Raw genomic sequence first — 23,646 nt, 5'->3', positions numbered from 1 at the left:
GTTGCCGTTGCCGTCAGGAGGATCAGCGTGTCCCGCAGCCAGCTCGCACCCGGAGTCGAGGTCGTCGCCGTGCCCGGCCGGGACCTCGCCGTCCGTACCACCGAAGGGGAGTTCCTCAGCGTCAGTACGCGGGACGCCGACAAGGACGCGCTGCTCTCGCGACTCACGGGCACGGCCACGGCCCCGGCGGACGAGGAACTGAGCCGCGTCGTCCGGGCGTTCGAGGAGGCCGGTTTCCTGACGGACGGGCCGCAGCACCCGGAGTGGCCGGCTGCCCGCCGGGGCGTCCGGCTGCTGGGCGACCCGGTACTCACCGGGCCGCTCGCCGCGCACCTGGCCGCTCTGGGCGCCGAGCCGCGCACGACCGTGACGGCGGCCGCTCCCGGCGCGTCGCCGGAAGACCTGGACGACCTGCTGCGCGAAGACCCCGCCGCCGTCGTGTGGTGCCTCGACGGACCCGTGCCCGACGGACTGTGGGACGCCGCCGACCGGCTGCCCGGGCGCGGCGTCGCGTGGCTGCGCTGCCACCGGGAGGGCTGGCAGGCGTACGTCGAGCCCCTCGCCGCCGCTCCCTCGGACGTGACCTCGGCCCACGTCCGGGCCCGCCGGCTCGCCGCCACCCCCGCGCACCGCGAGCTGGCCGCCTACTGGAGCGGGCCGCGTACGTCCGGTGCACCGGTCCGGCTCACCGTTCCCGCCGCCGGGCTGCTCGCCGCCCTGCTCGCCGACGATCTCAGCCGGTGGGCCACCGACGCCCCCGACGCGGGCGGCCTTCCGGCACGGCGCCGGCTCCGACGCGTCGACCTGCGCACACTGACCGTCACGGAGCACCCCGTCCTTCCGGTGCCCGAGGTCGCTCCCCTGCCGAAGTCCCTGCCGAAGTCCCTGCCGACGTCCCTGCCGACGTCCCTGTCCGAGACGGACGGATGACCCCGTTCAGTGAGGCTGTCGCCGGTCTCGCCACGGACGTCCACCTCCCCGACGGCGACGGCCCTTTCCCTGCCGTCCTCGTCCGCACCCCCTACGACCGCGCCCGGCACCGGGCCGAGGCGCGTGGCTGGGCCCGTCGCGGATTCGCCGCCGTCGTCCAGGACGTGCGGGGCCGGTTCGCGTCACCGGGGGAGTGGCACCCGTACGAGAACGAGGCCGTCGACGGAGCGGCGGCCGTCCGTTGGGTCCGGCGACAGCCGTGGAGCGACGGACGGATCGTCGCCGCCGGCGCCTCCTACGCCGCCCACTGCGCCCTCGTCCTCACCCTCGAAGCGTCCGGCGACGAAGTCCGGCCCGACGCCGTCATCGCCGCCGTACCGGCGCTGGGCGCCGCCGAGACGGCACGCGAACCCTCCGGTGTGGAACGGCTGCTGACCCGCGCCGGATGGTGGGCCGCCCACGGCGACCGGCGGGACTCCGACGAGGGAGCGCTGGACAAGGCGCTCGCCGCGGACCCCGGCCTGTTCACCCACCTGCCGCTGACCGGCCTCCCCGAGCGGCTGGGCCGGAGTCTGCCCTCCTGGGCGGGCCTGTGGCGGCACCGTGACAGCGGCCGTCTCGTGGCGCGGGCGGCGCACGCCGATGTGCCCCTGTTCGCGGTGGGCGGTCTCCACGACCACTTCACCGAGGACACCGTCGGACTGTGGCGCGCCTGGGGCGGCCCCTCGGCGCGGCTGCTGCTGGGCCCCTGGGGACACGGCCTCGTCACCGCGCCCGGACCCGACGCCGGACCCGCCCACCGGGTGAGCCTCGGCGAACTGTACGTGCGCTGGGCCCGCCGCGCTCTCGCCGGCGAGCTCACCCGAGGGCACCACGGCGCGCTGGCACTGGGCGGCGGCAACCTGTGGCTGCCCGCCGGCACCCACGGCGAACCGCGTACGCAGCGGCTGCGGCTGCTGGCCGGTTCCGCCTTCACCGCCGACCCTGACCGTCCAGTCCGCTCCGACGACCTCACCGTTCCCGTCGTTACCACCGGCGGACCGCCCGACCGCTGCGTGCTGGCCACCCCGCCACTGCCGCGTCCGCTCGACGTGGTCGGGCCCGTGCGCGTCCGGCTGCGGGCCACTGCCCACACCCCGTCCGCCGACTGGGCCGCCCGGCTCGCCGCCCTCACGCCGGAGGGGACAGCCGAACGGCTCGCCGTCGGCGTCGTCCGGCGCGAGGAACCGCCAGGCCGGGAAGCCGACCTCACCGTCGGGCTCGGTCGCCTCGCCCGGCGGCTGCCCGCGGGCAGCCGGCTCCGCCTGGAGATCGCCGGACATCACTTCCCGGCTCACGCCCGCAATCCCCACAACGGGGACGACCCGGTGACGGCCGGCCGGCTGCTCGCGTCCGAGCGGGAGGTCGACCCCCGGAGCGTGGTGCTGAGGCTGCCCGTGCTCACGTCCCGTCCCCTCCCCACCGATCCCGCCAAGGAGATCCTGCGATGACGGCGCTGCCGCTGGAAGCTCTCGTCGACCCCGTCTGCGGCATCGTCCGCAAGGTCAAGCCCGTCGAGCACCCCGCGGGCGCACCGCCCCGCTACACCGCGCTCACCGCGGAGATATCCGACGCCCGCAGGCTCGGCCTGTGGCCCGCCGACCGGGTCTCCCTCGGCACCACCTTCGGCGACCCCGGGCAAGCCCGTGTCGCCGCGATAGCGGAAGGGGTGGAGCGGTACTGCGGCAACCGCGTGCCCCCGCCCGGTCACCCCGACGCCCCCCTCCGCGCCACCGCCGCCGAGCTGGCCGGGAAGGGCCTGCGGCTGTACGGCCCCGGCGACCTGCCCGCCTACGCGCAGTGGCAGTACGACCGGGAGAAGTTCCCCTACCGCCCCCTCACCGCCGAGACCCCGGCCCTGTGGACGCGCGGTACCGAGCGGCTGCCCGACGGTACGACCACCGAGGTCTGGGCGCCCGTTGCGCTCACCCACCTCAACTGGCGCCAGGGTGAACTGCGCTCGCTGCCCCGCACCCACCACCTCAATTACGCCGGCATCGCCACCGGGCAGGGCCTCGAGGACGCCGTCGAACGAGGCCTGCTGGAGATCGTCGAACGCGACGCCCTGGAACTGTGGTGGCACCTCGACGGCCCGGCCCGCGGCATCGACCCCGCCAGCGTGCCCGGCCTCACCGACGACCTCGCCGGATCCGCGCTCGACGTCCACATCGTCGAGATGCCCTCGGAGTTCGCCCCCTGCATGGCCGCACTCGTCCACGACCTCCGGCTCGGCCTGTACGCCGCCGGGTTCGCCTGCAAGTACGACCCGGCCGAGGCCGCCCGCAAGGCCGTCCTCGAAGCGGTCCACACGTGGGTCTTCACCCAGGGCCTGACCGCCCCCGACGGCTGGGTGTTCCAGGCCGTCGAGGCCGGGCTGCTCGCCCGCGGGCTCTACCTGGAGCACCGTGCCGACGGCCGTTATCTCGACGCGTGCGGCGAGCAGTTCGAGCACGTCCGGGACCTGGGCGCGCATGTGCAGGTCTGGCTGGACGAACGGATGGCGCCCGAAGCCCGGCGCTTCACCGAGCCGGCGCTCGGGACCGTGTCCCTCGACGCGGTCCGGCCCGGCAGCCGGGACCGGCTGGAGCGCGCACTGCACGCGGGCGGCCACCGCGTCATGACGTTCGACCTCACCACCGAGGACGTGGCCGAGACCCCGCTGCGCGTCGCCCGCGTCCTGGTCTCCGGCCTCCTTCCCAACGCCCCTGCCGCCTTCGGGTACTTCGGCTGCCCGCGCCTGGCCGAGGCCGCCGTCGCACGCGGCTGGCGGACGAGCGCACCGGGCGCGCCGGAGGACTTCACGCTGGCGCCTCCGCCGCACATGTGAGGGCGGCCGACGTGGAACACGCCCCTCAGGGCCGTCCGGTGGATCTCGTCGCCGCTCTCGCCCGCGCCCGCTCCCCGGAGCGTCCCGGTCCCGACACACCCGCCGGCCCCGCCGTCCGGGCCTGGCCGGGACCATCGCGTCAGATCCCGGAGGCCGACGGGGAAGACCTCGACCTGCGGGCGCTGTTGCGTCTCTCCCTGGCGGCCTCGGACGCCTCCGGACGGCTGCGGCCCGCATCCTCAGCCGGAGCCCTGCACCCGGTGGATGCCGAACTCGTCGTGGGCACTGGCTGCTCCCTGCCGCCGGGCCGGTACGGCTACGACCCGCTGAGGCATCACGTCCACCGCCTCGGCGGGCCACCCGAGGGCACGCCGCCGGGCGTGAGCGCCGAACTCTCCGTCACCGCGCGGCGCACGGTCTCCCACTACGGCCACCGCGCCTGGCCGCTGCTGCTGCTGGACACCGGGCACGCCGCCGCGGCGCTGTTCCTCGCGGCCCGCGCGCTGGGGGCGGGCGAGGCCGAGGTACGGCTGGACGGACTCGCCGAGAGCCCACTCGCCGCCGTGTTCATGGTCCCGCCCCGCGGGCAGGACCCGGTGCGCCCGCGGGGCGGCACGCACCGCCGACGGCCTTCGACGAGTGTGCCCGCTCCCGCCGAGCTGCTGGCACGCCGCAGCGACCCGCCGCCGCTGCCGGGTACTCCGCCCCCGGACGCGCTGCGGGCGGTCCTCACCACCGCCGTCCGGGTGAGCGTCGGAGACCTGCACTGGTGCGTCGCCGTCGGCGCACCACGACCCGGTCTGCTCGAACTGGCCCCCGACGGCACGACACTGCGACGGCGCGCCGCGGGGGAGGCCCGTCCGACGCTCGCGGCCTGGGCCGCGGGCCAGGCGTGGATCGCGGAGGCGGGCGCCGTCCTGCTCGCCCACGGCTGCCCCGCAGACGCCGACGCGCCGCGCATCCGCCGCACCCATCTGCGGGCCGGCTTCGCCGTCCACCTGGCCCATGCCACCGCCCGGCGCCACGGGCTGACCGCCCGGCCCGTCGGCTCCTGGCAGCAGGCGGACCTCGGCGCCGCGCTCGGTGCCGCACCGGGCCGGGACTGGATCGTCCACGGACTGGCCCTCGGCACCCGCCACGCCGACGAGGAGAACACCACGTGATCGTCCACCCCGAGCTGCGCCGCGCCGCCCGCCGTGCACGGCGCCCCCTGCTCACGGCCACCCTCCTGCAGGGCACCGTCACCCTCACCCACCTCGCGCAGGCCGCACTGCTCGCCGTCGCGCTCGCCGACCTGGCCCGCGGTGACACCGGCCGGCTCCCATGGCTGCTCGCCGCGGTGCTCGCCGTCGTCGCCGCCCGCGCGGGTCTCGCCCTGGGGCAGCGGCGCATTGCCACCCGCGCCGGAGCCCGGGTCAGGGTGGCCCTGCGGGACGAACTCCTCGCCCACCTCGGACGGCTGGGACCCGCACACCTTTCCAGCGCACGCGCCGGGGCCGTACGCACCACTCTCGTCGACGGTGTGGAGGGCGTCGACGCGTACGTCTCCCGCTACCTGCCCCAGCTCCTGGTCACCGTCACCCTGCCGCCCCTGGTGCTCGCCGTCCTGGCCGTGGTGGAACCGTGGGCCCTCCCCGGTCTCGTCCCCGCCCTGCTGCTCGCCCTGTGCGGCCCACGGGCCTGGGACCGGCTCCTCGCCGCCCGTGGCAAGGAGCACTGGGACACCTACGAGGGGCTCGGCGCCGACTACCTGGAGGCCCTGCAGGGCATGCCCGCCCTGCGTGCCGCCGGCGCGGTCGGCCGTACCCGGACACGTCTGGAGGTGCGCTCGGCGGCGCTGCACCGGGCGACCGTCGCGAAACTGCGGGTGTCCCTGGTCGACACCGGCATCACCGACCTCGCCGTCCAGGGCGGCACCGCCGCCGCCGCGCTCCTCGCCTGCTGGTCGGCCGCCACCGGATCGACCACGGCGACCGGCACCTACCTGGTGCTGTTGCTGGCCTCCGAGTGCTTCCGGCCGGTCCGTGACCTCGCGCGCGAGTGGCACGCCGGCTACCTGGGAGTGTCGGCCGCGGACGGGCTCGCCGCGCTGCGCACCGCCGAGCCCGCCGTCCGCGACACCGGGACGGCACCCGCCCGCTGGGCGGCACCGCCCGAACTGCGATTCGAAGACGTCACGTTCACGTACGACGGCGCACAGGCACCCGCAGTCCAGGGCGTCTCCTTCACCGCGGCGGCGGGACGGACGACCGCGATCGTCGGGCCGTCCGGCGCGGGCAAGTCGACGCTCCTCGCCCTGCTGCTGCGCCACCACGACCCGCAGCAGGGCCGGATCACCCTCGACGGGCGCCGCACGACCGAGTACGCGCTGGACTCACTGCGGCAGGGCATCGCCGTGGTCTCGCAGGAGACGTACCTCTTCCACGCCACCATCGCCGACAACCTGCGGCTGGCCCGGCCGGACGCGACGGACGACGACCTGACGCGTGCGACGCGCGTCGCCGGCGTCCACGACGAGATCGCCGCCCTTCCCGACGGCTACGCCACCGTCCTCGGCGAACGGGGCGCCACCCTCTCCGGTGGCCAGCGGCAGCGGCTCGCGCTCGCCCGGGCCCTGCTGGCCGACGCCCCGGTGCTCGTCCTCGACGAGGCCACGAGCTCGGTCGACGAACGCCGTGAGGCGGACATCGTCCGGGAACTGTCGAAGGCCGCGAGCGGCCGGACCGTCCTGGTCGTCGCCCACCGGCTCGCCGCCGTCCGGCACGCCGACCGCATCGTCGTCCTCGACGCGGGACGGGTGGACGCCGTCGGCGAGCACGCCGTTCTGGTGGAGGCCGGGAGCGTCTACACGCGCCTCGTCGAGGCCGGCCACGCCCACCGAGAAGGAGCCCCCGCATGAGCAGCGCCGCCGACACCGCCACCCCCGACGCGGGCGTGCCCGCGCGAGGCTCCCTGCGCGCACTGCTCCCCGCCCTCTCCGGGCACCGCGCCATGACGGTCCGCACCTGCGCCGCCGCTCTCCTCGAACAGGGCTCCCTCGTCGCGCTGGTGACGCTGGCCGCGCACACCGTGGGCACGGCCGTCATCGAAGGGCACGCCCCCTCGGCCGCCACCGTCACCGCGCTCGCCGCCCTCGTCCTCGTACGTGCCCTGACGACCTGGCGCGAGATGGACCTCTCGCACGACCTGGCCTACCGGGTGCTGGCCGCCCTGCGCGTACGGGTCTTCGACGGGCTGGCCCGCAGCGCGCCCGCCCGGGTCGCCGGCCGGCGCAGCGGGGACCTCGCCGCCACGGCGATGGCGGACGTGGAGGCGCTGGAGTTCTTCTACGCCCACACCACCGCCCAGCTCCTGGCGGCGGGAACGGTCTTCACCGGCGGCGCCACGCTTCTCGCCACGGTGGAACCCTGGCTGCTGACAGCCGTGCTCCCGGTCGCGGCGCTGCTCGCCGCGGCGCCCTTCGCCGACGCGCGAGGCCGCGCGGCGCGCGGCAGCCGTACCCGGACGGCCGTCGCCGGGCTGTCGGCCGACACGGTGGAGACCGTCGACGGGCTGCGGGAACTGCTCGCCTTCGGAGCCCTGGCCGAACGGCGCCGCCGACTCGCCGAGAGGGGGCGGCAGGTGGGCCGCGCCCAGCGTGCCGAGGCCACGTGGGAGGCCGTCGCCGCAGCGGTCCGCGACCTCCTCATCGTGGTCGCGGTGCTCGGCGTGGTGGCCGCGGCGGCGCAGTCCGTGACCGCGGGGCGGCTGCACGGAGCATGGGCTCCGGCGGCGACGGCGCTGGCCCTGGCGGTCCTCGGCCCGGTCGCGGAGTCGGCCCGTTCCCTGAGCCAGGCCGTGGCACTGCGCGCCGCCGCCGCCCGGGTCGGCGCGGCCGTCGCAGCTCCCGCGCTCGCCCCGCCGCCCGCCGCACCCCGCTCCCTGCCCCCCGGTCCGCTGGGCGTCCGGCTGCACCGGGTGCGGTTCGGCTACGGCGGCGGTCCCGTACTGGACGGCGTCGAACTGACCGTCCGCGCGGGCCAGACCCTCGCCCTGGTCGGGGCCTCGGGCGCCGGCAAGTCGACCTGTGCCCATCTGCTGGCCCGGTTCTGGGACCCGTCCGAGGGAGCCGTCCAGCTGATACCCGCCGACGGGGAGCCCGTCGACGTACGCGAGGTGAGCGATGACGAACTCCGGCGCGCCGTCGCGCTGGTGGGCCAGGAGACGCCCCTCTTCCACGGCACCCTCGCCGAGAACCTGCGGCTCGCCGCCCCCGAAGCGGACGACGACCTGCTCACCGAGACGGTCCGGCTGTGCGGCGTCGACCGGATCGCCCCGCTGGACACCCCGGTCGGCGAGCGCGGATCCAGCCTCTCCGGAGGTCAGCGGGCCCGCATCGCCCTCGCCCGCGCGCTGCTGGCCCGGCCGCGGGTCCTGGTGCTCGACGAGTCCACCGCCCACCTGGACAACGCCGGTGACGCCCGGCTCGCCGCCGCACTGAAGAAGGGGGACCGTACGACGGTCGTCATCGCGCACCGCCGCGCCACCATCCGCCGTGCCGACCGCATCGCCGTCCTCGAAGCCGGCCGTATCGCCGAGGAGGGCACCTGGGAGGAGCTCACCGGACGCCCCGGCAGCGCGCTCAACCGCAGCCTCGCCCACATCCCCTCCTGAGGGCCGGGCGGCGCGACAGCGACTGGGCGAGGACAGCGGCGTCCTCCGCCGCGCCATTGCCGCACCGACCGGAGCGGCTATGGCGCGCGCCACCGGATCGGACTGGAGACCTCGTTCGTTTGGACGGTCGAGGTGGCCGGGATCGCTGGCCATCGTCATGACGGTCTTCCAGGGTCGTTGCGGACGCTGATCCCGGCCGTTCGTGAGGGGCGGCGAGGGGAGGTGCGACCGAGGTGTGTCCGCCCCCGAGCACCGTTCACCGACGACTGAGGCCCCATCGGAGAAGTCAGCATCCGGTCAGCATGAGTCCTGAAGAACCCGGGGACAGCCGCTCGAACACGCGACTGGTTGCAAGGTGTGAAAACAGCTCTTGACCCACAGAAGCGCAGGCGGGGAGCAGGCAGGTCGGGAGTTTCTCCGTGTTCTGTACCGCGTTCAAGTCCAAGATCCACTGTTTGGTTGTCTGTGCAGGTCAGAGGCCCGACGGAGCCGCTCGGGTCAGCATGGGGCGCGGAGGCGTCCCGGCTTGCTGACCTGGTGACTGCCGCGGCGGGAGACCTGGGCACAGATGCCTGGCTCCCGCTCGGCAGGTTCGCTACGTGGCTCGACAACTCGCGCGCGGCATGGGGCCGTTCCATGAGGACTGCGGCTACGCCGGGCCGACCTGGTGCCCGCACCCGTACACGATCCGTTTCAGGGACGCGCTCGGGAAACAGCGCGAGGAGGCCGGCTACGGAACTCGGGACGCCGCGACCGAACGGCTCACGCGGATATACGCGGGCAAGAAGCGGACGGCGCCGTCCATTGCAGAAGCGCGACGCGCGTTGGGCCAGCAGACGATCGCGGAATATGCGCGGCAGTGGCTGCCCCGGCAGCGGAGGACGACGGAGTGTTCCACGGGCGAGCACGTCAACAGCTCCATCGGCTCTTCCCGGCCGTGCTCCGATCCGCTCGCAGAACCCGTTGGCTCCCTCAGCGACCGATGTCGCGGTGGCTGAATCGCCAGGTTCCCAGCCCGATGAGCATGGCGCTGATGGCGCTCAGGACCCCTGCGTCGGCGAGTTGGAGGCCGTTCTTCAGCGGTTCGCCGCCGATGTAGTAATGGAACGGCGTGAGATGGCGCAGCCAGTCGGCGCCGATCTGCGGCGCGAAGCCATGGAGCGAGTATGTCAGTACGCCTGTTCCGGCGGTGATGCCGAAGACGGTGGCCCGGCCCTTGCCGGTTGCCGCGCCGATCCCCGTGGCCAGCGCCCCGAACGCCAGTGCAAGGAGTGCCAGGCTGACGGCTTGGGCGGTGAAGCCCGCCGCGGAGATCGAGTCCAGCTCCGCGCTGGTGCGGACGGTCAGCAGCGCGCCCAGCACCACGGCGGCGATCAGTACGGCTCCGGTCGCCAGCGCGGCGATGCGGTGCAGGAGCAGCCGGGTGCGGCTGATCGGGTGGGCCAGCAGCAGGTCCAGGTAGCCTGACTCCTCGTCGGCCGAGATCATTCGGGCGCCTGTGGCGGCTCCGTAGAAGGTGGCCAGCAGCGGCACCAGCAACCCGAACACCGCGCCTTGCAGGTAGCCGGCGGCCGAGGTCAGGTCGTCGAAGCCGAATCCGCGCATCGCCTCGGGCACGCTGTCGGCGGCATCCGCGGTGAGCTGTGGGTAGAAGCCGGCGTACATCGCCGCCAACAGGCCGGTGGCCAGCGCCCAGACGGCCAGGACGCGCCGGTTGTCGAACAAGGTCTTGGTGTAGATCGAGCGGCCGAATGTGCGGGAGAGGCCGGAGGTGCCGGGCAGGGCAGGGCCGGAGACGGCGGTGTTTCGAACGGCTGTCATGTCACATCCTGTGGAGGCGCAACGGGGGAGGAGGAGATCAGGCGACGCGGTCGGCTCGAGCGCCGGCGGCGGAGTGCTCGCTGGTGTAGTAGGCGTGGAACAGCTCTTCCAGGTCCTGGTTGTCGGCGTGCAGCCCGGTGACGGTGTGCCGGGCGGCGGCCTTGACCAGCGCGTCGGGGCTGCCGTCAAGGCGGCAGGTGAGCGTGGCGCCGTGCTCCGTGCCGGTCACGGCGAGGTCGGTGACGCCGGGCAGGGCGGCGAACTCCTCGGCGGCGACCGGTGCGGCGAAGTCGATCCGCACCTGCAGGAGCGAGCGGGTGCGCAGTCCGGCGACGGTGTCGGTGGCGACCAGGCGGCCGTCGCGGATGATGGCTACGCGGTCGGCGACCGACTCGACCTCGCTCATGATGTGGCTGGACATGAAGACCGTCTGACCGTGGTCCCGGGCCTCGGTGACCATGTCCAGGAACGTCTGCTGCATCAGCGGGTCCAGCCCGGAGGTGGGTTCGTCCAGGATCAGCAGCTCGGGGCGGTGCATGAACGCCTGGACCAGGCCGACTTTCTGCCGGTTGCCCTTGGACAGGCTCTTGATCCGGGCGGACAGGTCCAGCTCCAGCCGGTCGGCCAGCTCGCCGATCCGCTGCGTCGGCACGCCGCCGCGCAGGTTGCCCAGGAAGGCCAGGCACTCCCCGGCCCGCTGACGGCCGTCGACCAGGAAGTCGCCGGCCAGGTAGCCGATCCGGCGGTGCACCTTCTCGGCGTCGGCGTGCGGGTCCAGTCCCAGCACCCGGATGGCGCCGGAGGTGGGACGGATGAGGCCCAGCATCAGCCGGATGGTGGTGGACTTGCCGGCCCCGTTGGGGCCCAGGTAGCCGAGTACTTCACCCGGGTTCACCTGCAGGGACAGTTCGGTCAGCCCTCGCCGGGTTCCGTAGGTCTTGGTGAGCTCCGACAGCACGATCGCCGTGTTCATGACCTCCAAGGTATCAGAACTTTCAGAGATTTTTGAAAGTTTGAAGCTGTTAAGATTCCGTCAGATTCGCGCACAGCGGTACAAGAAGGGGATGGCGTTGGCAGACACCACCGAAGCCGCCGAGCGGATGGCCCTGGTGCTGACCCAGGGAGGTCTGCAGAAGGCGACCGCCCGAGTGCTGGCGGCTCTGCTGTTCGCAGACAGCGACAGTGTCACCGCTCCCCAACTGGCTGAAGGGCTGGGCATCAGCTCCGGATCGGTATCGGGGGCCATCAAGATGCTGTCCACCGTCGGACTGATCGAAAAGGTGCCGGCTCCCGGCAGCCGCCGCGAGCACTACCGGTTGCGTGAGGGCGCCTGGGCCACTTTGATGTCGGCCCAGAACAGCACGGTCCAGGCCATGTTCGAGGCTGCTGACCAGGGCATTGCCGCCACCGGCGCCGATGCTCCCGCCGCCCGGCGCCTGGCGGAGATGCGCGACTTCTACGGCTTCATGTTCCGTGAGTTGCCCGCCCTGGTCGAGCGCTGGCAAGCCGAGAGGTCACGCTGCTGACCTCGTCAGCATGGGCAGCCCGTGCCCGACGCCCAGCAGCCACAACACGTCACTGAGAGCACCAGCGGTGAACAGGACCGCGGCGGCCAGGAACAGGCCGTACTCGATGCGCCGCAGATCGCGGGCGGGACTCAGGTCTTTCACCCGGTGGCCTGGGCGCCCGGTACGGACCGGTGAGGGCGACATGGGCGGGCGCTGTACGGAAGGCGCATGGCACAAGCCTGGACACGACAGAGGGCATACGGCAGGGCCTGATGCCGAGAACGGTGTGAGCGTTGTCTATCGTTCCCCGGTGCGAACAATTGTGGTGCCTGTCCGTGGACCGGAGGGTTTGTTGTGGTGACGCGGCGGTGGCTGGGTCTGCGGCATCCGGCGCAAGCGGTCGTGGCCGGCTTCGCCACGGCGATCGCCGCCGGGACCGGTCTTCTGATGCTGCCGGTGGCCAAGGCCGGGCCGGGCGGCGCCGGTGCGCTGGAGGCGTTGTTCACCTCCACCTCCGCGGTGTGTGTGACCGGTCTGGCCGTGGTGGACACCGCCGGTTACTGGAGCGGCTTCGGGCAGGCAGTGGTCCTGGTGCTCATCCAGGTAGGCGGCTTTGGCATCATGACCTTTGCCTCCTTGCTGGTCCTGCTGGTCTCCCAGCGCATCGGCCTCCGAGCGCGCCTGACGGCCGCCGCGGAGACCAAGACCCTGGGGCTGGGCGATGTCCGCTCGGTCGTGACCGGTGTGGTCAAGGCCAGCCTGCTGCTGGAGGCGGTCACCGCGCTGGCGCTGATCCTGCGGTTCGCGACCGCCTATGACGAGTCCTGGCCGCGTGCAGTGTGGCTGGGCGTCTTCCACGCCGTCTCGGCGTTCAACAACGCCGGATTCGCCCTCTATTCCGACAGCCTCATGGGCTTCGTCACCGATCCATGGATCTGCTTGCCCATCGCCCTGGCGGTCATCGCCGGCGGACTGGGCTTCCCTGTCCTGTTCGAACTGCGCCGCCACTGGCACCGGCCGTGGGACTGGTCCCTGCACACCAAGATCGTGCTGTGGGCCTCCGGCATCTTCCTGATCGGCGGCAGCGCTTTCATCACCGCGATCGAATGGTCCAACCCTGCCACCCTGGGCCCCCTGGACGCTCCCGGGAAACTGCTGGCCGGATTCTTTCAGGGCGTCATGCCACGCACCGCCGGCTTCAACAGCATCGACACCTCCCAGATGAATCCGGCGACCTGGCTGGGCACGGACGTGCTGATGTTCATCGGTGGTGCCAGTGCCGGCACCGCCGGCGGTATCAAGGTCACCACCTTCGCCGTGCTCTTCTTCGTCATCTACGCCGAAATCCGCGGCGAGAGCGCGGTCAACATCTTCCACCGCCGCCTGCACGGTGACCTGCAGCGTCAGGCCCTGACCGTGGTGCTGCTGTCCGTGGCCGCGGTCGCCATCTCCACCGTCGCCTTCATGGTGTCCACCGACCACAGCCTCGACCAGTCGTTGTTCGAGGTCACCTCTGCCTTCGCCACCGTCGGATTGTCCACCGGCATCACCGCCGACCTGCCTTCCGGCCTGCAACTGCTGCTGATCGCGTTGATGTTCATCGGCCGGCTCGGCCCCATCACCGTGGCCTCCGCGCTCGCCCTGCGCACCCGCGTCCGCCTGTACGACCTTCCCGAGGAGCGACTCGTCATTGGCTAGGAAGACCACCCCCAGAAAACGGCGCACGGGTCCGGCGGGCTCCGTCGTCGTCATCGGGCTGGGCCGCTTCGGCCGCGCCCTGGCTCTGGAACTCGTCGACGAAGACACCGAAGTCCTCGGCATCGACGAGGACGCCGAAGTCGTCCAGGCCCTCTCCGGCTCCCTCACGCATGTCGTGCGGGCCGACTCCACCAAGGAGGATGCGCTGCGCCAGCTGGGGGTCCACGAATTCGACCGCGCCGTCGTCGCCATCGGCACCGATCTGGAAGCCAGCATCCTCACCGCCTCGCTGCTGATCTCGTTCGGCATCGAGAACGTCTGGGCCAAGGCCATCAGCGAAGCTCACGGCCGCATCCTCACCCAGCTCGGCGTCCACCACGTCGTCTATCCGGAACACGACATGGGCCAGCGCGTGGCCCACCTGGTGCGGGGACGCATGCTCGACTACATCGAATTCGAGGACGACTTCGCCATGGTCAAGACCACCCCGCCCGCCGACATCATCGGCCTTCCCCTGTCCAACAGCGCCGTTCGCTCCCGTTACGGCCTCACCGTCGTCGCCATCAAGCGCCCCGGCGAAGGCTTCACCTACGCCACCCCGGAAACCGTCGTGCAAGCAGACGACACCATCATCGTCGCCGGACGCACCCGAGCGACCGAACGCTTCAGCGAACTGCAGTAGGAGTGGTGGGACCATCCCAGAGGGCTGGTGAAAACCACTGACCTGCGCCGCGTTTCGAGCTCGTAGCGGAACTCAGGAACTTGTCCGTCTCGCCCGGACTGTGGTGGCTGCCTCCCATCCCAGGGGGGCCGCGCGGTCCATGCCGCGCAGCCGTGTTCTTCCTGGTCGCCGGCATCGAGCTGAAACGCGAGCTTGTCGTTGTTGAGGCCGCCGTCCTGATCGCCTCCCTCGCCGCCGCCTTCCTTGCAGCGCGCTGATCCTGCGCCTGCGCAACCGGCTCTACCAGCGCCTGTACGGGAAGGAGAACGCCGATGCGGACGCCGATGACATCCTCGACATCCACCAGCACACCGCCCGGGCAGTCGCCGGGCCGCAACGCAGCAACGGCGCGTCCGGTTGATGGCCGCCGACACCTCTCTGCTGGCACCCGTCATCATCGGCGCAGGCCTGGTAATCAAGACTGCCTTCGGTGATTTCCGGCGCCCCGGCAGCGCCCGTACGCAGTTGGCGTTCGCCGCCGACCTCCGCGCCGTTGCCGCAGGACACCACGGCACACGCCGATGACCGCCGCCAATTCCGACCGCTCCAGATAAGGCAACAGTATGTCCCAACGACGCATCGGCACCTTCTTGGCCACCGCGGGAGCACTCCTGACCCTCGTCGGCGCAGCGCTGTACGTCCTGCCCGGCCCCGGCGCCCCCGTCCTGGTCACCGGCCTCGCGGCCTTGATCACCGGGCTGGTCATCAACACTGCCGGCAGACGTCGCTGACTTTCTTCCCCAGACACCACAGGAGCCCTCCCAGCATGACTTGGCATTGGACGGGACTCGCCGTCTTCTCCGTCACCCTGCTGCCCGCCGGCCTGGCCATGGTTACCGGCCGTGTCCCGGACCGGCTGCGGCACCGGCTTGTCCCGCTACGCCGGCGTGGCTGGGCTGTCCTGGCCCTTTACAGCGCCGTACCCCTCAACGCCATCCCGCGTCTGGCCGACGCCCCGCCCTGGATGACCCTCGTCACCACTGCCCTCGCGGGCCTCCTGGCTGCCGTCGGCTGCACGGCGGCAATCATCGCCACACACCGCGCCGGAACGCCGGGGTCTGTCATCCCCGAAGGAGCGGGGCCGGTCAGGTGACGGCCTTGTCCGTTCTTCTCCCGGTTCCCGGGCGTCTTCGGGCAGTGTCGAGCCGAGACACGGGGCGAGGACGTCGGAACTCGAGACCGTGCCGGTGTGGCCCGGATCTGTTGCACCGGGGCCGCGGTCATGCAGTTGTGTCGACCTCACCCGCCGCCGCACCGAACTGGTTCGGGCCGCGGGCTGGGAGGCCCAGCGGCTGGAGAAGGAACTGGAGGACACCGGCATGAAGCTGTCAGCGGTCCTCGGCAGCCTGGTCGGTGTCAGCGGCCGGGCCATACTGGTAGCCCTGATCGCCGGGGAACGCGACCCCCGCCTCCTGGCGGATCTCGCCGTCGGACGGCCCGCAACAAGATCCCTGCACTCATCGAGGCGCTGGACGGCGAGTTCACCGCCCACCACGGCTTTGTGGTGCGCCGCTACCTCGATGAGATCGACCGCTGACCGCTGGAAGAGCGTCATCGACTCAGCTGCGGGTCATCTTCGTGTCAGTCCCGAACGCCGACGCATGACCGGCAAGCCGCGCAGACGCCGCCTCGTGTGTGATCGTTCTGCAGACTGTGCCGTCCTACATGGCGTGCCGCATCCCGGATGCCAGACGTACGCATAACCGCGTCTCGGTTCAGGACCAGCAACTCGGCAAGCGCGTCAGCGGGATGGTGAGGCGGAATTGGCAGCCTCATCGTCGAAGTGATGATCGACCGCACCCATGGAAGCAATAAGCAGGAATACTCGGCGAGAACCTCTCTCGTGTTAAGCCGGTGCCGAGGTGCGAGGCCGTTCCGTCCGGACGGGTGGCCCGTCCGGACGGGCTTCGCGGCGCGGCTGGGAGTGTGACGGCGGGGACAGGCGTGGCGCGTCACCCGCTCTGGGGACGAGGCGTCGGCTCATAGTGGGGCGACATGAGTGCGGAGCCGATCGACCAGACCCAGGCAGACCCTCCGCCCGGCTCTCCTGAGCCTGGCGCGCCCGACCGAGTTCTCGTGGGTGTCGGGATGGCCGCCGTCGCCGCCGTGGTCCTGTGGGCCTGGCTCGGGGACGAGTCCTTCGACGGCGTCTCCTCCGCGAGTCTGGCGTGGGTCCTGGACAACTTCGGCTGGCTGTTCGTCGTCGCCGCGGATGTGTTCCTGGTGCTGTGCCTGGTGATCGCGCTCGGCCGGTTCGGGCGGATCAGGCTGGGCGCTGACGACTCCGAGCCGGAGTTCGGCAATCTCGCCTGGATCGCCATGATGTTCAGCGCGGGCATGGGCATCGGCCTGATGTTCTACGGCGTCGGGGAGCCGCTCACGCACTATCTGACGCCGCCCCCGGCGAGCGGCGCCGCGGCCGGGACCGCCGCGGCGGCGCGTACGGCGATGGAGTACTCGTTCTTCCACTGGACGCTCACGCCGTGGGCGATCTACGGGATCGCGGGGCTCGCCCTGGCGTACGCCGGTTTCCGCAAGGGCCGCAGCAACCGGCTCAGTGCCACGTTCGTGCCGCTCATCGGTGAGCGGCGGGCAGCGGGGTGGCCGGGCAGGGTGATCGATCTGCTCGCCGTCTTCGCGACCGTCTTCGGCACGGCGACGAGCCTGGGCCTGGGCGCGCTCCAGGTCGCCGAAGGGCTCGACCTCACGGCGGGGATGGCCGCCTCACGGACCACGCAACTCGTCGTCATCGCCGTCCTGTCGGCGGCGTTCGTCCTGTCGGCCTTCTCCGGTCTGCACCGGGGCGTCAAGTGGCTGTCGACGCTGAACATCGTGCTCGCGGCGGCCCTCATGGTGTTCGTCTTCCTGCTCGGCCCGACCGTCTACATCCTGGACACGATCCCGGCGTCCGTCGGCGGCTACCTGCAGGACCTGCTGCCGATGGCCACGCGTACCGGGGCCTTCAGCGACCAGGACTGGCTGGGCGCCTGGACGATCTTCTACTGGGCCTGGTGGCTGTCGTGGGCTCCGTTCGTGGGCACGTTCATCGCCCGCATTTCGCACGGGCGTACCGTTCGCGAGTTCCTCTTCGGCGTCCTGCTCGTGCCGAGCGGCGCCACCGTGACCTGGTTCTGCGTGCTGGGCGGTACGGCGCTGCGGCTGGAGTCGACCGGGGCGGCGGACCTCGCGGGCGCGGCGCGGGACGGCGCCGAGGCATCGCTGTTCGCGATGCTGGACGCGCTGCCGATCGGCACGGTCACCTCGTTCCTCGCGATGATCCTGGTGATGGCCTACTTCATCACGAGCGCCGACTCGGCGTCGCTGGTGATGGGCTCCCTGACCAGCCGCGGGGCGCTGCACCCGCCGTCCTGGCTCGTCGTCCTGTGGGGCGTGCTGATGGCGGCGGTCGCGGCGGTGCTGCTGGTGGTGGGCGGGCTGGACTCGCTGCAGACGGCGACCATTCTGGTGGCGCTGCCGTTCGTGGTCGTCATGCTGCTGCTGTGCTGGTCGCTGCTGAAGGAGCTGCGGGAGGACCCGGGCGCGGGCCCCGCTCGGCAGCACACGCTGCACAGACTCCGGGACGTCGTACGGACGATGGTCGGCGACGCCGTCACGGAACAGGGCCAGGCCCGCCACCACCGCCTGCGACGGGCGGCGAAGGCTCGCACGCAATCCGATGACGAGACTTGACCGCCCGCCTGGGGAGGGCGCCGGTGGCGGGCCCACTCCTCGCCGTGAGCCGTCGACCGCACCAGCGCCGGGCTGCGCAGGCGCACTCCTGGCGCGTGACCGGTCCGCAAGTGGTCAGGAGCGGGAGCGGGGACCCTGTGGGCATAAGAGGCTCGGCTTGAGCGAGACCGGATCGTCGGCGAACGGACCAGCGCACCTTGGGACTCGGGTTGTAGCGGATCACCTCGGCAGGGCGCTCTGGGTACGGACATGGTGCGGAATATCGAGACCCTCAAGCGGCTGAGCATGAACAGCGTCCGCCCCTGGCACCGCCACGAGGACTCGTGCACCCCGGCAGTGGCGCAGTGCTTCGAGACCGGGGCTCCGGGCGAGCGGAACGGAGCGTCAGCAGCTTCAAGACACCGGGCGATTCCCTCGCCGGATGCTCTTGCGGACGGCACCCATGACCTGCGATGCGAGATTCCACGTCAGGATCAGGCCGGCCACCACCAGACAGGCACGCGCGGCCGCCCACGAACCGGCCGTGATGGCGTGTGCGTATGAGGCCACCCAGGGTCCCGCACTTCCGAGGTCCCACACAGGCTGCCGTGGGAAGTCGGCGCTGACCAGCTCGCTCATGAACCAGCTCGCCATGGCCAGCACCGTCAGGCAGAGGGCCGCGATCGCAAGCCGCCCCAGAACCGAGCGTCGCTTCAGTACGTCACCCATGCCGTTCCCCTCTCCAAAATCCTGGCCACTATTACGGACCGCCGCGTGTTCGGCTCGCTGCACCGCACCGAAGCGGAACCTCAGGGTGCGATGTCGAGGGCGTCATTCACTTCTTGTCACCGGTCTCGAGGCTTCCGTCGGCCGCGCGGATGCATGTGGAAGGACGCTCTCATCCCCCCGGGCGCTCCGCAGCTGTTCCAGCGGCCGATCCAGCGCCGCACAATGACCGGGTCAGGTCATACTGCACACCAGGGCGGCGATCTGCGCTGGCGACAGGCCGCGCGGTGACAGCAGCACCCTCGCCGCCCGCACCACCGCCTGCCCCCGGTCGCGCAGCAGGCTGCGTAACCTCTCGCGTTCGACGTCGGACGCATGGGCGACCGCGGTGGGCCGGCGCACGCTGGTCACGGCCTCGTCGGTTGAGCGGACGATGCCGACATCTCGATCGAACACTCGGTGAGGGGTCGTCTCGATGTCCGCTGTCCCGGACGGCTTCAACTCCCGTGTGCGCAGGAGGACTCCCGGATACGCCTGCTCAGAACGGCAGGACCAGCTCAGAGGTCCTTGGCGGGCCAGTCCAGCAGCCGCGCGCCGATGACCGCCGTCTGCAGCATGTAGCGGTGGGCCGGGTCGGAGGGATGGGCGCCGGTGAGCTGGTGGATGCGTTCCAGGCGGTACGTCAGGGCGCGCACGCTGAGGGAGAGGCGGCGGGCGGCCTCGGCGGCGACGCAGCCGGAGTCGAAGTAGGCGGTGAGGGTGTCGAGGAGGGGCTGGGCGCCGCCGCGGGCCGTGGTGAGGGGGCCGAGAGTGCCGCGGACGAGGTCGGCCATGGCTTGGCGGTCGCGGGTGAGGACGGGGTAGACCAGCAGGTCGGCGGCGCGCAGCACGGGGTCGTCGAAGTCGAGGCGCTCGGCGAGGTCGAGGGCGTTGAGTGCCTCTTCGTAGGACTGGACGACACCGCCGGGGCCGGGCTGGGGGCGGCCGATGGCGATCCGGCCGCCGTCGGTGGCGGCGTGCGCCTGCTTGGCGAAGTAGGTGAGCACCTCGTCATGGTGGCTGGGGGCGATGCACAGCAGGCGGCCGTCCTTGGTGGTGAGCAGGATGCTGCGGTCGCCGAATCTGGCTATGAGGGACCGTTCCACCTGGCGGAGTACCGGGGCGCCCTCGTCGTAGGCGGTCGGGCCCTCGGCGACGGCGACGGCGTGTGCGTGGGAGAGTCGCAGGCCGAAGCGTTCGGCGCGCTCGGCGAGGCGGCCGAGATCGCTGCGGCCGTACAGGAGGTCGTCGATGAACTCGCGGCGGGCGGCCTCCTCCTGGCGCACGGCGAGGCGCTGGGCGCGCTCGAAGCCCTCGGCGAAGGCGTCGATGACCTGCTGTACGGCGGCCAGCGCGGCCGCGGCCGAGCCGGCGGTGCCGGGCCAGGCGGTGCGGGCGGCGGTGAGGTGTGTGCTCACCAGGGCACGCAGTTCGTGACCGGCCTCCGCGGCCTGCTCGCCGAGGGCACGGCGAGAGGAGATCTCGTCCCGGGTCAGGCGCCGGCCGGTGGCCGCGACCTCGGCCAGGATGCGGTCGTAGCCCTTGAGATAGTGCTCGGGAATGTCCAGGTCCGCCATGTCGTCCCCCGCTCCTTCTGTATTCCTGTGCGTACCGCTGACGCTTTCTCAACGGCCACCGGCACGCAGACAGTAAAGAACACTGCCGGGAACCGGCAATGCGGGGGCGGGATCCGGTCGTGCAGCATGGCTCGCGGGGAGCCCGGCGGATGGTTCCGGTGCCGGACACCGGCAGGTGTCCACACCGGGACCCGGAGGGGAGCCGTGCGCCCGCCGGACACGACTGCTGCGCGCCGCAGCCGGAGAGGGGGGAACCGGGAGATGCGAACCTTCCTGATGGCCGCCGCGGGACTGCCCACGATCCTGCTGACCGCGGCCCTCGTCGTGGCTGTCTGCTTCTGGCTTCTCGCCGCCGTGGGCGTGGCCGGCGTCGACAGCTTCGACACGGATGTGGATCTGCGGGCGTGGCGCATGGGCGGGGTGCCCGTGGCGGTCGCCTTGTCCCTGCTGACGGTGTTCGCCTGGTCCCTGAGCGTCGGGGTGGAGGTCCTGCTCGCGGTGTTCGCACCTGCGGGACCCGCCACCGGGCTGTTGCGCCTGGTCGTACCCGTGGCAGCCCTGTTCGTGGCCTGGGGCGCGACCTGCCTGATCGTACGGCCGCTGCACCGCCTCTTCCCCGGCGAACCCGGGCCGTCCGTGCCACCGGGCGCGGCTCGCACGGGCGTCGCCGCGCTGTCGGGGGTGGGCGACCAGCGTCCCCGCGGGGGCACGTCGCGCGACGCCGCGCATCAACCGTGGGACCGCGCCGCCTGAGCCGCGCGCCGGTGCCGGATATCACCCCGGTCTCTCCTGCTCTCGCTCGACTCCTCTCGCTCACCTCACTTATGCCTGAAGGACGTATGTCATGGATGCCATGCTCCTCGGCATCGGCGCGCTCGTCACTGCCTGCCTGCTCGCCGTACTCGCCGTGTTCCTCGTCGCCCGGTTGTTCCGCAAGGTGGAGCAGGGCAAGGCGCTGATCGTCTCCAAAATGCGCAAGGTCGATGTGACCTTCACCGGGCAGGTCGTGCTGCCGGCGCTGCACAAGGCCGAGGTGATGGACATCTCGGTGAAGACCATCTAGATCACACGGGCCGGCAAGGAAGGGCTGATCCGCCGGGACAACATCCGCGCGGACATCCGGATCTCGTTCTTCGCGAAGGTCAACAAGACCGTCGAGGACGTCATCAAGGTCGCCCAGGCCGTCGGCACGGCGCGGGCCAGCGACCGGAACACGCTGCAGGAACTGTTCCACGCGAAGTTTCCCGAGGCGCTGAAGACCGTCGGCAAGCAGATGGACTTCACCGACCTGTACACCAAGCGCGAGGAGCTGCGGTACCGGATCATCGAGGTCATCGGTGTCGACCTCAACGGCTACCACCTCGAGGACGCGGCGATCGACTATCTGGAGCAGACGCCGGTCAGCCAGCTCGACCCGGCCAACGTCCTCGACGCCCAGGGCATCCGCAAGATCACCGAGCTGACGGCCGTCGAGCACGTGCGCACCAACGAGGCGCAGCGCACCGAGGAGAAGGAGATCACGCGGCAGAACGTCGGCGCCCGCGAGGCCGTCCTGGAGCTGGAGCGCCGCCAGGCCGACGCCGAGATCAAGCAGCGGCGGGAGATCGAGACCGTACGGGCGCGGGAGGAGGCCGAGACCGCGCGGGTCGTCGAGGAGGAGCGGCTGCGGGCACAGTCCGCGTTCCTCGAGACCGAGTTCCCGCCCGCAGGCAGCTCGTCGAGGCGTGGCTGACCTCGTACGCCTCCGCCACCGGCGCGGACGTCGCGCCCTGCGACCTGGCCGAGGCGGTGGCCGCCGTGCTCTGCCCGGATCTGGTCCGCTACGAGTCGGACGCCGACCTGTCCGAATCTCTGGAGGGCCTGCTCGGCTCCCATCCGCGCATCACCAGCGGCACACTCACCGTCCGCGTCGACGAACGCCTGGCCCGGACGCGGGACTTCCGCGTCCACGGGGTCCCCGCCCACCGTGCCCACCAGCGCCGCCGTACGGAACTGGTGGCCGCCGAGCGCGCCCGCCTCCGCCTGGACGACCACCGGCCAAGGGTTCCGTAGCGGGCCCCGGCAGATCCGCGTGATCGGCCGGAGCATGCTGCCGAAGAAGGTTCATCACGCGGGACCAGCTCTCCACCACACTCATTTCCCTCTAGCCTCTCTGCACGGATGCCCCCATACGACTGCGCCACTGAGAGGGCGGCGAGTACGCCGGGGCACCGTCCACGCGCTCACCCGCTACTCACCAGTCTCATGTTCCGGACGATCCATGGCCGGGGGCTCGTTGTAGGTGATCACGACCGGTGCGTTCGCCTCCGCCCGTCGGCGGTCCGACGCCGCCGCGATCTCCTCGTAGGTCCATCCCCTGTACAGGCGCTCCCCGTGGGCATCGGTGATGTCGATGACCACGCCGGTCCACTCCTCGGCGGGCTGTTCGGGAACGATTCCCAGCTCGTACGTGGCGTCCTGGAGGAGGGATTCGGTGACGCGTATGCCGGTGAGCCTCTCGGCCAGGGCGAGGACCGCCGCTTTCCGGTCGACGTCCGGGGCGCTCTCGTCGTGCTCTCCCCCGGAGGTCAGAGGAGAGCCGACTTCCCGCAGCAGGGGGACCAGTTCATCGGGGGTGGTGCCGTCGCGCGACGAGGGACCCTCGAACGTCGTGCGCAGCTCACCGTCCTCGCACCAGTGGAAGAGGTCGATGGGCTTGCCGCCGTTGGTCGAGTGCGCCACGACCCGGCCGCCCTTCGACAGCGTCTCCACGTACGGCGCCGTGATCCCCAGGCCACCGTCGAAGCCGAGGACGAGTGTCCAGTCGCCGTTCTCGCCCGGAGCGCTGAAGGCGCCCGCGACGTAGGACTCGTCCCAGTCGTCATCCACCGCGGCGCGGTGAGCGTCGTCCGCCTCGATCAGCCCGGCCGTTCCCTCCCCGGTGCCGCGTGGTTCCGCCTTCATCGCGCGCAGCACCTCGCGCGGGGTCCGCCCCCGTATCAGTGTCAGGGTGTATCCGCTGTCCATCATGTGGCGGAAGAGCGACGAGGTGCGGATCCAGGCGTAGTCGTGCGCGGTCACCGAGTTCATACGGCGCAGTGTGCCTGATACCTCTGACAATGCCCGGTGCAAGCCGGTTCTCACAGCTGGAGTTGGTCCTCGGGCCGCGCCGCCGGTCCGTGTCAGCAACATGATCGTGTCACGGGCTCATAGTGATCGCCCCGCGGAGGATTCACCTGAGCCAGTGCGTTGACGGGACCGCGAGGAACACGAGACCGCCGGCTGGGTCCCGTGCGCCTGGGCCAGGAGGCGGCAGACATCGGTGAGTCCTCCGGGTCATCAGCGCGAGGGCGTACGAGCACCTGGGGCGCCGACTGATCTCCCGGCCTTCGGCCTCCGGAGGCATCGACGCGTTGCCCAAACGCCAACTGTCCGCTCCAGGACGCTGCCAGGTCTCTC

General features: G+C 71.7%; 20 protein-coding genes and 2 pseudogenes. 15 read left to right on the top strand and 7 right to left on the bottom strand.

Features of this window, described 5'->3' with window-relative positions; all coding sequences use genetic code 11:
- The first annotated feature begins 27 nt into the window (after positions 1-27).
- Genes IEZ04_RS16775 through IEZ04_RS16750 form a run of 6 tightly spaced genes read left to right on the top strand, consistent with a single transcriptional unit; the run spans position 28 to position 8,449 of the window.
- On the top strand, positions 28-930 hold the full coding sequence (locus IEZ04_RS16775; RefSeq protein WP_189217671.1) for a hypothetical protein: 903 nt from the start codon (positions 28-30) through the stop codon (positions 928-930).
- Entirely contained in the window at positions 927-2,420 is a 1,494-nt protein-coding gene (locus IEZ04_RS16770) for a CocE/NonD family hydrolase (protein ID WP_189217670.1), read from the top strand. Before IEZ04_RS16775 ends, IEZ04_RS16770 begins: the two co-directional genes overlap by 4 nt.
- Positions 2,417-3,796, top strand: coding sequence for a YcaO-like family protein (locus IEZ04_RS16765; protein ID WP_189217669.1), 1,380 nt, complete (start codon positions 2,417-2,419; stop codon positions 3,794-3,796). The genes IEZ04_RS16770 and IEZ04_RS16765 overlap by 4 nt, the downstream gene beginning before the upstream one ends.
- An 11-nt stretch (positions 3,797-3,807) precedes the next feature.
- On the top strand, positions 3,808-4,959 hold the full coding sequence (locus IEZ04_RS16760; RefSeq protein WP_229821074.1) for a nitroreductase family protein: 1,152 nt from the start codon (positions 3,808-3,810) through the stop codon (positions 4,957-4,959).
- Positions 4,956-6,695: an ABC transporter ATP-binding protein/permease gene (locus IEZ04_RS16755; protein ID WP_189217668.1), complete on the top strand. Its 1,740-nt coding sequence runs from the start codon at positions 4,956-4,958 to the stop codon at positions 6,693-6,695. Before IEZ04_RS16760 ends, IEZ04_RS16755 begins: the two co-directional genes overlap by 4 nt.
- On the top strand, positions 6,692-8,449 hold the full coding sequence (locus IEZ04_RS16750) for an ABC transporter ATP-binding protein (RefSeq protein ID WP_189217667.1): 1,758 nt from the start codon (positions 6,692-6,694) through the stop codon (positions 8,447-8,449). The genes IEZ04_RS16755 and IEZ04_RS16750 overlap by 4 nt, the downstream gene beginning before the upstream one ends.
- 972 nt (positions 8,450-9,421) lie before the next feature.
- Here the strand turns inward: IEZ04_RS16750 and IEZ04_RS16745 are convergent.
- Together IEZ04_RS16745 and IEZ04_RS16740 are read right to left on the bottom strand one after the other, a co-directional pair.
- The gene (locus IEZ04_RS16745; protein ID WP_189217666.1) at positions 9,422-10,270 is read right to left on the bottom strand and encodes an efflux permease Rv1217c-related protein; all 849 of its coding nucleotides are present in this window, start codon (positions 10,268-10,270) and stop codon (positions 9,422-9,424) included.
- A 37-nt stretch (positions 10,271-10,307) separates the two neighbouring features.
- Positions 10,308-11,243 (bottom strand): ABC transporter ATP-binding protein, encoded by a 936-nt coding sequence (locus IEZ04_RS16740; RefSeq protein ID WP_189217665.1) that lies wholly within the window; start codon positions 11,241-11,243, stop codon positions 10,308-10,310.
- On the opposite strand from IEZ04_RS16740, the gene IEZ04_RS16735 reads away from it, so the two are divergent.
- Positions 11,242-11,796, top strand: a complete 555-nt coding sequence (locus tag IEZ04_RS16735; RefSeq protein ID WP_229821073.1) for a GbsR/MarR family transcriptional regulator — start codon at positions 11,242-11,244, stop codon at positions 11,794-11,796. The genes IEZ04_RS16740 and IEZ04_RS16735 overlap by 2 nt on opposite strands.
- On the opposite strand, the gene IEZ04_RS16730 is transcribed toward IEZ04_RS16735, so the two are convergent.
- A complete protein-coding gene (locus tag IEZ04_RS16730; RefSeq protein ID WP_189217664.1) occupies positions 11,785-11,940 on the bottom strand; it encodes a hypothetical protein in 156 nt (51 codons plus the stop codon). The two genes, IEZ04_RS16735 and IEZ04_RS16730, sit on opposite strands and share 12 nt — an antisense overlap.
- A 192-nt stretch (positions 11,941-12,132) precedes the next feature.
- On the opposite strand from IEZ04_RS16730, the gene IEZ04_RS16725 reads away from it, so the two are divergent.
- The 5 genes from IEZ04_RS16725 to IEZ04_RS16705 all read left to right on the top strand — a co-directional run bounded on the left by IEZ04_RS16725 (position 12,133) and on the right by IEZ04_RS16705 (position 17,887).
- On the top strand, positions 12,133-13,476 hold the full coding sequence (locus IEZ04_RS16725) for a TrkH family potassium uptake protein (RefSeq protein ID WP_229821072.1): 1,344 nt from the start codon (positions 12,133-12,135) through the stop codon (positions 13,474-13,476).
- Positions 13,469-14,158 carry a potassium channel family protein gene (locus IEZ04_RS16720; RefSeq protein WP_189217663.1) on the top strand — a complete coding sequence of 230 codons (690 nt, stop codon included), beginning with the start codon at positions 13,469-13,471 and terminating at the stop codon, positions 14,156-14,158. Before IEZ04_RS16725 ends, IEZ04_RS16720 begins: the two co-directional genes overlap by 8 nt.
- 602 nt (positions 14,159-14,760) lie before the next feature.
- Positions 14,761-14,928 (top strand): hypothetical protein, encoded by a 168-nt coding sequence (locus IEZ04_RS16715; RefSeq protein ID WP_189217662.1) that lies wholly within the window; start codon positions 14,761-14,763, stop codon positions 14,926-14,928.
- Between the two features lie 35 nt (positions 14,929-14,963).
- Positions 14,964-15,290, top strand: coding sequence for a hypothetical protein (locus tag IEZ04_RS16710; RefSeq protein WP_189217661.1), 327 nt, complete (start codon positions 14,964-14,966; stop codon positions 15,288-15,290).
- Between the two features lie 902 nt (positions 15,291-16,192).
- Positions 16,193-17,887, top strand: coding sequence for a BCCT family transporter (locus IEZ04_RS16705; protein ID WP_189217660.1), 1,695 nt, complete (start codon positions 16,193-16,195; stop codon positions 17,885-17,887).
- Between the two features lie 393 nt (positions 17,888-18,280).
- Here the strand turns inward: IEZ04_RS16705 and IEZ04_RS16700 are convergent, their stop codons facing one another.
- From IEZ04_RS16700 to IEZ04_RS16690, 3 genes are all read right to left on the bottom strand, one after another.
- The gene (locus IEZ04_RS16700; RefSeq protein WP_189217659.1) at positions 18,281-18,595 is read right to left on the bottom strand and encodes a hypothetical protein; all 315 of its coding nucleotides are present in this window, start codon (positions 18,593-18,595) and stop codon (positions 18,281-18,283) included.
- 231 nt (positions 18,596-18,826) lie between these two features.
- Positions 18,827-19,048 (bottom strand): hypothetical protein, encoded by a 222-nt coding sequence (locus tag IEZ04_RS16695; RefSeq protein WP_189217658.1) that lies wholly within the window; start codon positions 19,046-19,048, stop codon positions 18,827-18,829.
- A gap of 101 nt (positions 19,049-19,149) precedes the next feature.
- Positions 19,150-20,208 carry a PucR family transcriptional regulator gene (locus IEZ04_RS16690; protein WP_189217657.1) on the bottom strand — a complete coding sequence of 353 codons (1,059 nt, stop codon included), beginning with the start codon at positions 20,206-20,208 and terminating at the stop codon, positions 19,150-19,152.
- 261 nt (positions 20,209-20,469) lie between these two features.
- Here IEZ04_RS16690 and IEZ04_RS16685 point away from each other — a divergent pair, with 261 nt between their 5' ends.
- From IEZ04_RS16685 to IEZ04_RS16675, 3 genes and pseudogenes are all read left to right on the top strand, one after another.
- The gene (locus IEZ04_RS16685) at positions 20,470-20,961 is read left to right on the top strand and encodes a hypothetical protein (RefSeq protein WP_189217656.1); all 492 of its coding nucleotides are present in this window, start codon (positions 20,470-20,472) and stop codon (positions 20,959-20,961) included.
- 91 nt (positions 20,962-21,052) lie between these two features.
- Positions 21,053-21,904 (top strand): annotated as a pseudogene (locus IEZ04_RS16680) (flotillin family protein); the annotation flags it as partial.
- Positions 21,898-22,254, top strand: a pseudogene (locus IEZ04_RS16675) (hypothetical protein); the annotation flags it as partial. The pseudogenes IEZ04_RS16680 and IEZ04_RS16675, both read left to right, overlap by 7 nt.
- Before the next feature lie 183 nt (positions 22,255-22,437).
- Here the strand turns inward: IEZ04_RS16675 and IEZ04_RS16670 are convergent.
- On the bottom strand, positions 22,438-23,277 hold the full coding sequence (locus IEZ04_RS16670) for a DUF6461 domain-containing protein (protein WP_189217655.1): 840 nt from the start codon (positions 23,275-23,277) through the stop codon (positions 22,438-22,440).
- Positions 23,278-23,646 lie beyond the last annotated feature (369 nt).

Origin of the sequence: Streptomyces ruber (assembly GCF_014648075.1) — a bacterium.
Taxonomy (GTDB): domain Bacteria; phylum Actinomycetota; class Actinomycetes; order Streptomycetales; family Streptomycetaceae; genus Streptomyces; species Streptomyces ruber.
Note: the sequence above shows the minus strand (reverse complement) of the source record. Positions and strands in the feature narration are given on the sequence as shown.